8 protein-coding genes are annotated in these 6809 nt (G+C 66.1%); 3 read left to right on the top strand and 5 right to left on the bottom strand.

Translation table 11 applies throughout. The features are described 5' to 3' along the window. Positions 1–409: 409 nt before the first annotated feature. Positions 410–901 (bottom strand): hypothetical protein, encoded by a 492-nt coding sequence (locus AC0Z2B_RS31125; protein ID WP_476301882.1) that lies wholly within the window; start codon positions 899–901, stop codon positions 410–412. 231 nt (positions 902–1132) lie between these two features. Between AC0Z2B_RS31125 and AC0Z2B_RS31120 the strand changes: the two genes are divergently transcribed. Continuing rightward, positions 1133–1639, top strand: a complete 507-nt coding sequence (locus AC0Z2B_RS31120; protein WP_476301880.1) for a P-loop NTPase family protein — start codon at positions 1133–1135, stop codon at positions 1637–1639. Positions 1640–1658: 19 nt separating this feature from the next. Here AC0Z2B_RS31120 and AC0Z2B_RS31115 read toward each other — a convergent pair whose 3' ends face one another. Beyond that, positions 1659–2156, bottom strand: a complete 498-nt coding sequence (locus tag AC0Z2B_RS31115; RefSeq protein ID WP_476301878.1) for a GNAT family N-acetyltransferase — start codon at positions 2154–2156, stop codon at positions 1659–1661. A 54-nt stretch (positions 2157–2210) separates the two neighbouring features. Here AC0Z2B_RS31115 and AC0Z2B_RS31110 point away from each other — a divergent pair, with 54 nt between their 5' ends. Beyond that, positions 2211–2672 (top strand): nuclear transport factor 2 family protein, encoded by a 462-nt coding sequence (locus AC0Z2B_RS31110; protein WP_476301876.1) that lies wholly within the window; start codon positions 2211–2213, stop codon positions 2670–2672. A gap of 11 nt (positions 2673–2683) precedes the next feature. On the opposite strand, the gene AC0Z2B_RS31105 is transcribed toward AC0Z2B_RS31110, so the two are convergent. The 3 genes from AC0Z2B_RS31105 to AC0Z2B_RS31095 form a co-directional block, all read right to left on the bottom strand. Further along, on the bottom strand, positions 2684–3667 hold the full coding sequence (locus AC0Z2B_RS31105) for a tetratricopeptide repeat protein (protein ID WP_476301874.1): 984 nt from the start codon (positions 3665–3667) through the stop codon (positions 2684–2686). 25 nt (positions 3668–3692) lie between these two features. Next, positions 3693–4877, bottom strand: coding sequence for an aminotransferase class V-fold PLP-dependent enzyme (locus tag AC0Z2B_RS31100; protein ID WP_476301872.1), 1185 nt, complete (start codon positions 4875–4877; stop codon positions 3693–3695). Positions 4878–5027: 150 nt separating this feature from the next. Beyond that, positions 5028–5705, bottom strand: coding sequence for a type 1 glutamine amidotransferase domain-containing protein (locus tag AC0Z2B_RS31095; RefSeq protein ID WP_416424962.1), 678 nt, complete (start codon positions 5703–5705; stop codon positions 5028–5030). 168 nt (positions 5706–5873) lie between these two features. Here AC0Z2B_RS31095 and AC0Z2B_RS31090 point away from each other — a divergent pair, with 168 nt between their 5' ends. After that, the gene (locus tag AC0Z2B_RS31090; protein ID WP_476301870.1) at positions 5874–6809 is read left to right on the top strand and encodes a GlxA family transcriptional regulator; all 936 of its coding nucleotides are present in this window, start codon (positions 5874–5876) and stop codon (positions 6807–6809) included.

Raw genomic sequence — 6809 nt, 5'->3', positions numbered from 1 at the left:
GTCGCCTGCATCGCGGCCAAGGCCGGCTCCTACCACGAATAGTGTAGGAGCCGACTTTAGTCGCGATGCAGACGACGCCATTTTCCAGACAGTTGCTGCTACGGGGACGCGCGCCCCCCGTCGATTGCGTTTCCCTGCATCGCGGCCAAGGCCGGTTCCTACCACGCACGACGCTCGCTTTCTGTAGCAGCGGCGGGGCGGCCATCCGCCGCAGGCCGCGTCCAGGGCGCCGCGCTTTTCCCGGCATACTGCGGTGAGGCTGGACGCGGCCTGCGGCCGCTGCTACGGGGGGGCGTGCAGCCCGCCGATCGCGTCGCCTGCATCGCGGCCAAGGCCGGCTCCTACCACGCACGGCGTAGGAGCCGACTTTAGTCGCGATGCAGGCAACGCGGTTTCAAGACAGTTGCTGCTACGACGGGCGGCGGCGCAGGTGGACGGCCCACACGTACACTGCTGCGTAGATCGCCGCCATCACCGCGCATACCCACCGCAACAGCCGGGTTTCCCGTACGTCCTGGTCCTGCTTGCACTGCAGGTCGCTGCGGCATTTCGAGAAACACACCTGGGTGGTGCCCAACCAGCAATTGGCAATATACCCACCGTAGTGTTCAAAGCGCAGCGCCTTGCCTTCGTAATCTGCCCAATGACCCAACAGCGCGCTGCGCTGCGGGAAAAACCTCAGTTGTCGGTCCTCCGGGCCGGTCGTTCGCAGCCATATCGAATCGCTGCCCCGCCCCGCCTCGTACCTGGCCACCACACCGTCCGCTGTCTCCAAGGGGAAATCACGTGGCTCATCGGTTCCGATCAGGGTTATGGCCAGGATCACGATGAAGGCCGAAATGAAACCGTGCAGCACGCCAGCGGGCATGACGTCGAGCAGTCTTGAGTAAGGTGAGGTCACGGCGCCCTTCCTGAACCAGGCGTATCCAACGATTCATTGCCAGTCCAAGGTACTTCTGTCTCGTAATCGAACATCCTCGCCTCAAGCCCCCGCATTTGCAGCCCCTTGCCATTAGCCAAGTGCACCTCGAAAAAGTCATCGAAGCACCCTGGCTCAAAAAGTCAACGATCGGTCTTCAATCCGTCACCACAACCGCGCACTATCTACGCCCCTTTTTGACTGGAAGCCTTCATGCAACGGATTGTCATCCTGGGCAACGCCGGCAGCGGCAAATCTACCCTGGCTCGCGCCCTTGGCCAACAGCTTGGCCTGCCCGTGGTTCACCTGGACTCGCTTTTCTGGCAACCCGGCTGGAAAGAGCCCGACGCCGAGGCGTTTCGTGCCCGGGTACGCGAGGCCGTCATGCCGGACGGCTGGGTGTGCGAGGGCAACTACGCGCGACGCACTTTCGACCTGCGCCTGCCCAGGGCTGACCTGGTGATCTGGCTGGACACCCCGCGGTGGCTCTGCCTGTACCGGGTGCTGCGGCGCAGCCTGAGCCAGCGCCCGCGACTGGACATGGCGGCAGGCTGCCCGCAGCGGTTCGACCGCGAGTTCCTGGCGTTCCTGCGTTATGTGTGGGGGTTCGACAGCGGCTACCGCGCAGGCATCGAGGCCGCGCGGCTGGCAAACGGGCCGCAGGTGCCGGTGGTGCACCTGCGCAGCCGCCAGCAGATGGGCGCGTTGCTTGGGCGCTGACACGGCCTGGCCGCCGCTGCTACAGGGGCAGGTGCATATGGGTGGTTTGCCACACCGGATCCGGGTCCACGCTCACCAGCTCGAACCCCTGCCGCTGCCAGAATTCCACGGCGCCAGCGAGGAAAGGATGGGTGTGCAGGTACATCACCTGCACGCCGGCCTGCCGGGCGGCCTGCTGCAGCTCGGCGTACAAGGCCCTGGCCAGGCCGACCCGGCGGTACGGCGGCAGCACGAACAGGCGCACTACCTCCACCACCTGCTGCCCCGGGTAATCCAGCTCGGGGAACCGGCGGTCGTACGGCAGGTAGCCAATGGCACCGACGATACGCCCCTGGTCACGGGCCAGCAGGAACCGCCCTGCCCCGTTGACATAGACCGCCTCGAACGCGGCCAGGTCGTCGGGCATGGCGCTGTCGCGCAGCTTGGGGAACATCTGCTCACGCGCCGCCAGCACGAAGTCCAGCGCGGCGGGAATGTCCGCGCTGCGCACGCCTGCAATCTCAAACGGGCACGTCATTACGCCTTGCTCCTGCTTCAATGAATACTCACGACCAATCGGAAACCTGCCGCCATGACTCGACCCCGCTTCGCAACGCTCTATCTTGCCCTATCGCTCACCGCCTTGGCAGCGCCCGCCGCCTATGCCGCCCCCCAGAACACCGCCGAGCAGAACCGCGCGCTGGTGGTGGACTTCTACAACCGTTTCTTCAACCAGCACCAGGTGGCCGAGGCGTCGGCGGTGGTTGCCCCGCAATACAAGCAACACAACCCGCAGGTGCCAGACGGCAAGGCGCCCTTCGTGAGCTATTTCACCGGCTACTTCAAGCAGTACCCCCACGCCAGCTCGCGCATCCTGCGCAGCGCGGTGGACGGCGACCTGGTGTGGCTGCACAACCACTCGCAAAGCGGGCCGGATGACCGCGGGCGGGCCATCGTCAACATCTTCCGCGTGAAGGATGGCCAGATCGTCGAGCATTGGGACGTGATCCAGGCCGTGCCGGAGCATGCGGCGAACGACAACACCATGTTCTGAACCCGCCGCTGCTACACCGGGTTGGGGCTGTGTTGCAGGGCCTGCAGCCGGCCCTGCAGGTAGTGGATCTGCCCAGCATCGTCGGGGTCGACCTGCCGCACGATCTGTAGGGCCTTGGTGTAGGCCGCGGTGGCTTTGGACCTGTCGCCTTGCGCCTCGTAGACCCGTGCCAGGTTGCTATAGCGCAATATTACCTTGGGGTGGTTTTCCCCGAAGGTCGCCAGGTCGCTGGCCAGCGCCTTGCTCAGGAACACTTCGGCCTGGTCATACTGGCCCAGCCCACGGTAGGCGTCACCCATGTTGTTCCAGCGAATCGCAACCGTGGGGTGCGAGGGGCCGTGCAAAGCCATGTCAATATCCAGCGCCTGCTGAAATAGTGGCAGGGCCGAGCGGTAATCGCCCTGCTGGGCATAGGCGTTGCCCAGGTTGTTCAGGGCGACGGCGACGGTAGCGTCGTGCTCACCCAGCAAGCGTTGGCGCAAGGCCAGGCTTTTGCGCAGGTTGGCGAACGCCTCGGCATTGCGCCCCAGCTTGCCCAGGGTGGTACCCAGGTTGTTGTAGCTGTCGGCGGTCTGCAGATCGTTGGCCCCCAGGGCCGCCAAGCGCATTTTCAAAGACTTCTGATAACAGTCCAGCGCGTAATCGAAGTTGCGTTGGCGCTCATTGAAATAACCGAGGTTGTTCCAGTAGGTTGCCTGTTGGACGACGGATGCCCGGCCGGTTTTGCCGGCCGCCTCCAGCGCCTGGGTGACGAGGCGTATGGCGCTGCGGTCATCGCCCAGCACGGACACCGCGCGGGCCTTGATATTCAGCGCCTCGCTGTCGGCCGGGTCTGTTGCCAACACGCGGTCGGCCTCCTCGATCGCTGCCTGATAGTGCTCTGCTGCAAACAGCGCCTGGGCCTGGTCGCTGGTGGCCAAGGGCGCCGCCTGGCAGCACAGCATCATCAACAACAGTGGCAACGCCATTAAGGTTTCAAAGCGGATAATGCGCATGGTGGTCCTTTCCATGGGGGGGTGATCAGCCAGCCAACTGCTTCAGCGCCGCTACCAACGCCTGGATATCCGCCACGCTGGTATTGAGCCCCGGCGTGACGCGAATGCACGGCCCGCACGCCGAGCCGCTGCGGGCCACGGTAAAGATACCGAATTCGTTCAGCAGCCGCGCGGCCATGGCCCCTTGATCGGCCGCCTGGGTAAAGCGCAATGATGTGATGCCGCAGTACAACCGCGGATCATCCGGCGTCAGCACTTCGATGTTCGGCAACTGCCGCGCCTGGCTCACCCACAGGTCGCGCAGGTAGCGCAGGCGCGCGCCCTTCACCGCCCAGCCGCCGATGGCGGCATGCTCGGCGAACACCTCGGGCAGGGCCATCAGCGCCGGCACGTTGGGGGTGCCGTAGGGCGACAGGCAGCGGATGTCGTCGGCCGGGTAGCCCTGGCTGCCCATGTCCGGGTCGAAGGCCTGCAGGCGTTCGCGGCGCACGTGGATCACGCCCAGGCTCAGCGGTGCGCCGATCCATTTCTGCAGGTTGAAGCCGGCGAAGTCGATGCCAAGGTCGGCCAGGTCGACCTCCAGCTGGCCGAGGGAGTGCGCGCCATCGAACACCACGTCGACACCCTGCGCCCTGGCCGCATGGGCGATGGCCATGACCGGCATGATCAGCCCGGTGCGGTGGGTGACGTGGGTCAGCGCCATCAGCTTGAGGCGCGGGTGGGCGGCGAACGTGTCGGTGTAGGCACTTACCAGCGCGTCGTGGCTGGCGGGGTGTGCGTGGCGGATCTCGATCACCTCCACGCCACGCGCCTTGGCCAGCCAGCGAAAGGCATCCTGCACCGCGTGGTAGTCCAGGTCGCTGATCAGCACCTGGTCGCCCGGTTGCAGGCGGTTGTAGTTGCGAATCAGCGAGAACAGCGCTTCGGAGGCGCTGCGGGCGAACGCCAGCTCGTCGGCAGGCAGCCCCATGAGGTCGGCCAGCTGCTGGCGGATGGCCAGGCTTTCACGGGGGTCGAACAGCTCGCGCACGTGCAACGCGTTGCTGCGGTTCACTTGGTCGATGGCCTGTTTGTAGGCCGCGACGACACCCTGGCTCATGCGGCCGAAGTAGCCGTTGTCGAGGTTGATCACCTGCGGGTCGCGGGGGTAACGGCGGGCGATGTCGGCCCAGAAGGCCTCGTCGCTGGCCAGTTCAAACGGGGTGGGCATGGGATCTCCTTGAAAGGCGGACGCCGCCTGGCGGCAGCTGCTACGGGGCCAGGGTGAAGGCGCAAGGAGTATACCTGATGGGTGGGGTGGGCCGTGACGCGGCCTGCGGCCGCTGCTACAGGTGTAGCAGCTGCCGCAGGCGGCGTCCTGTCAGGCCAAACGCTTGAGCAGCGCGTGGGCCACGGCTTCGGAGCTGGCCGGGTTCTGGCCGGTGATCAGCAGGCCGTCTTCGATGACGAAGGGCTGCCAGTCCGGGCCTTTTTCATACAGGGCGCCCAGGGCCTTGAACTCGTCTTCGACCAGGAAGGGCACCACGTCCGTCAGGCCCACGCCCTCTTCTTCCGAGTTGGTGAAACCGCTGACGCGACGGCCCTTGACCAGCGGCTGGCCATCGGCGGCCTTGACGTGGCGCAGCACGCCCGGCGCATGGCAGACGAAGGAAATCGGCTTGCCGGCGCGCTCGAAGGCTTCGATCAGGGCAATGGACACCGGCGACTCCGCCAGGTCCCATAGCGGGCCGTGGCCGCCGGGGTAGAACACCGCGTCGAAGTCGCCGGCCTTGACGCTGTCCAGCTTCACGGTGCTGGCCAGCGCCTGCTGGGCGGCGGGGTCGGCCTTGAAGCGTTGGGTGAGCGCGGTCTGGAAGTCCGGCTCGTCGCTTTTCGGGTCCAGCGGCGGCTGGCCGCCAGCCGGCGAAGCCAGCACCACGTGGGCGCCGGCGTCCTTGAAGGCGTAATAAGGAGCGGCGAATTCTTCCAGCCAGAAGCCGGTCTTGCGCCCGGTGTTGCCGAGCTGGTCATGGGAGGTCAATACCATCAGTACGTTCATTGCCGTAGCCTCGCAAGGTGGGGAGCTGTTGAAGTGAATGGTAGGGCGGGCGGATGACACTCACAATGTCGTATCCGCAAGGATTCCGGACATCTGACAAAGCCGTTGCCAGTCCGTGCCCTGCGGCCGACAATCAGGCCTTTGCCCCGCCCTCCCGGAAGCCGGCCCATGCACAGCGTCGCCCTTGTGGTTTACCCCAATTTCCAGCCGCTGAGCCTGTCCATCGGCTCGGTGTTCGAGTGCGCCAACCTGCTGCGCGGCGAACCGGCCTACGCCTTTCACCTGGTGTCGGAGCACGGCGGCGCGGTCATGAGCTCCCAGGGGTTCTCGGTGAATACTACGCCCATGCGCGCCGAGGGCTACGACACGCTGATCGTCAGCGGCTACCTGGACTTCCGCCTGCCCGAGGCCAGCCTGCCGGCGCTGGTGAAGGCTGCGTCGGTGCATTCGCGGCGCGTGGTGTCGCTGTGCATGGGCGTCTTCGTGCTGGCCGAGGCCGGGCTGCTGGACGACAAGCGCATCACCACCCACTGGCTGCACGCCCCTACCCTGCGCAAGCGCTACCCCCACCTGCAGTTGGAGGAGGACCGCCTGTACGTGGTGGATGGCAACCTGTGGACCTGCGCCGGCATGAGCGCCAGCCTCGACGTGGCGCTGGCCCTGGTGGAAAGCGACCTGGGCCACGACCTGGCCCGCCAGGTGGCGCGCAAGCTGGTGATTGCCCAACGCCGCGGCAGCGAGCAGTCGCAGCTGTCGGCGCTGCTGGAGCTGGACCCCCGCTCCGACCGCATCCAGCTGGCCCTGGCCTATGCGCGGGAGAACCTGCGCGACGACCTGTCGGTGGAAGCCCTGGCGGCCGTGGCGCGGCTGAGCCCGCGGCAGTTCAGCCGGGTGTTTCGCGAAGAGACCGGACGCACGCCAGCCAAGGCCATCGAGGCGTTGCGCGTGGAAGCGGCGCGGGCGCTGATGGAAACCAGCCGCCACCCGGTGGAGGTCATTGCCCGGGAAACCGGCTTCGGCGACCGCGAACGACTGCGCCAGGCCTTCCTGCGCGCCTTCGGGCAGCCGCCGCAAGCCTTGCAAAAACGCCTGGCCACCTCGTAA

This window comes from Pseudomonas sp. GYB4201, assembly GCF_056312595.1.
Note: the sequence above shows the minus strand (reverse complement) of the source record. Positions and strands in the feature narration are given on the sequence as shown.

Excerpts from the sequence above, each read along its gene's own strand:
- AC0Z2B_RS31120 (WP_476301880.1), top strand. The coding sequence starts at position 1,133 with ATGCAACGGATTGTCATCCTGGGCAACGCCGGCAGCGGCAAATCTACC.
- AC0Z2B_RS31115 (WP_476301878.1), bottom strand. The coding sequence starts at position 2,156 with ATGACGTGCCCGTTTGAGATTGCAGGCGTGCGCAGCGCGGACATTCCC.
- AC0Z2B_RS31110 (WP_476301876.1), top strand. The coding sequence starts at position 2,211 with ATGACTCGACCCCGCTTCGCAACGCTCTATCTTGCCCTATCGCTCACC.
- AC0Z2B_RS31105 (WP_476301874.1), bottom strand. The coding sequence starts at position 3,667 with ATGCGCATTATCCGCTTTGAAACCTTAATGGCGTTGCCACTGTTGTTG.
- AC0Z2B_RS31100 (WP_476301872.1), bottom strand. The coding sequence starts at position 4,877 with ATGCCCACCCCGTTTGAACTGGCCAGCGACGAGGCCTTCTGGGCCGAC.
- AC0Z2B_RS31095 (WP_416424962.1), bottom strand. The coding sequence starts at position 5,705 with ATGAACGTACTGATGGTATTGACCTCCCATGACCAGCTCGGCAACACC.
- AC0Z2B_RS31090 (WP_476301870.1), top strand. The coding sequence starts at position 5,874 with ATGCACAGCGTCGCCCTTGTGGTTTACCCCAATTTCCAGCCGCTGAGC.